The organism is Corynebacterium tuscaniense (genome assembly GCF_008693065.1).
Lineage (GTDB): Bacteria > Actinomycetota > Actinomycetes > Mycobacteriales > Mycobacteriaceae > Corynebacterium > Corynebacterium tuscaniense.
The window spans coordinates 1-801 of record NZ_VXKH01000150.1; the positions used below are offsets into that span (position 1 = coordinate 1).

1 protein-coding gene and 1 pseudogene are annotated in these 801 nt (G+C 67.8%); one reads left to right on the forward strand and one right to left on the reverse strand.

The features are described from left to right. Window positions 1–368: hypothetical protein (locus F4V54_RS11585; RefSeq protein ID WP_170253158.1), on the reverse strand; the 368-nt coding region annotated here is incomplete at its 3' end. Here F4V54_RS11585 and F4V54_RS10975 point away from each other — a divergent pair. After that, window positions 367–801 (forward strand): annotated as a pseudogene (locus F4V54_RS10975) (saccharopine dehydrogenase); the annotation flags it as partial. The gene F4V54_RS11585 and the pseudogene F4V54_RS10975 overlap by 2 nt on opposite strands.

Below are 801 nucleotides of genomic sequence, written 5' to 3' on the forward strand. Positions count from 1 at the left end.
AGGACCTTGGGCTTTCCGGCGACCGGGTGACGGCGACGGAGTTCAACTCGCTGCGCTCGCTCATCGATGCCCGCACCCGGTACCGGCCCGAGGGTCGGGTGAGGGAGGCGTTGTTCGTTCTCCCCGATGACGGCGAGGCTCACAACCACGACCAGTGGCGGGACCACCTCGTCGATGACCTCTGCGTCGCCGGCGTCGCGGGAAACCACTATTCGTTCGTCCTCGGAGAGGATGCCGCGCTGACCGGGGCCCTCATCGGGGAGTACATCGAACGCCGGCGCCAGGCGCCGGAAACGGACGACAGGGCAGCGGACCCGTCGTCCGAAGGAATCGACCGGTCGCGGGACCGGGGAAACGAGATGGAACATGACTGACCGACGAAACGGCGGGGAAGCACGGGACCGCGACGCGGGCGAACCCGTGAAAGTGCTGGTGGCCGGAGGTACCGGCGTCACCGGACGGCTCGTCCGGGGGATGCTCGGCGTCGTCGATGGGATTGAGCTGGCCTACACTTCCCGGCAGAAACCGGACGATGGCCCGGGGCGGCACTTCCCGCTGAGGATCGCCGCCGGCCACAACGAGATCTGCAGGGTCTTCCGCAAACACGATTGGGTGGTCAACTGCACCGGCCCGTTCGAGGTGCATGCAGACTCACTCGCCCGTGCTTGCATCGACTCAGGCACCGGGTACATCGACGTCAACGATTCGATCGACGCCCGCCGCGCGATCATGGCCCTCGACGGGGATGCTCGGCGGGAGGGGGTTCCCGTGCTCACCGGGTTCGGCCTGTGCCCGGGCTTG